The organism is Collinsella tanakaei (assembly GCF_016902615.1).
GTDB classification, from domain to species: Bacteria; Actinomycetota; Coriobacteriia; order Coriobacteriales; family Coriobacteriaceae; genus Collinsella; species Collinsella tanakaei_A.
Window position 1 is genome coordinate 1 of sequence record NZ_JACJMB010000079.1, and the last position, 502, is coordinate 502.

A 502-nucleotide genomic window follows, 5' to 3' on the forward strand; every position below is an offset into this window, starting at 1 on the left:
CCTGCTGGCGTGCATGTACGACACGGCGGCGCGGCTGGGCGGGGTCCCCGCCGAGTGGCTCACGGACAACATGTCGGCGATAGCCGCGGTGGGCGGCGACGGCAGGCGCAGGCGCGACCCCCGCGTCGAGCGCTTCGCGCGGGAGGCGGGCTTCGAGATCGTGCTGTGCGCTCCGAGGACCCCCGAGACGAAGGGCAAGGTCGAGAGCGCCAACCGCTTCCTGTCGAGGCTGCTGGCCTACGAGGGGGACTTCGACGGCTGGGAGGGCGTCGACGCCGCGATCGCGCGCATCGAGCGGCGCAGCAACGAGGAGCCCAACGGGACGACGGGCGTGCCGCCCGAGCTGCTGTTCATGCGGGAGAAGGACGCCCTGAGGCCGCTCGGCAACCGGGCCCTGCTCGAGTCGATGCTCGGCGAGGTCTCCTACCAGACCGTCCCCGCGACGATGCTCGTGAGGTGCGCCGGCCGCGAGTTCTCGGTGCCCCGGCGCATGATAGGCAGG

1 pseudogene is annotated in these 502 nt (G+C 72.5%); it reads left to right on the forward strand.

The features are described 5' to 3' along the window. A pseudogene (locus H6A21_RS10790) lies at nt 1–502 on the forward strand (DDE-type integrase/transposase/recombinase); the annotation flags it as partial.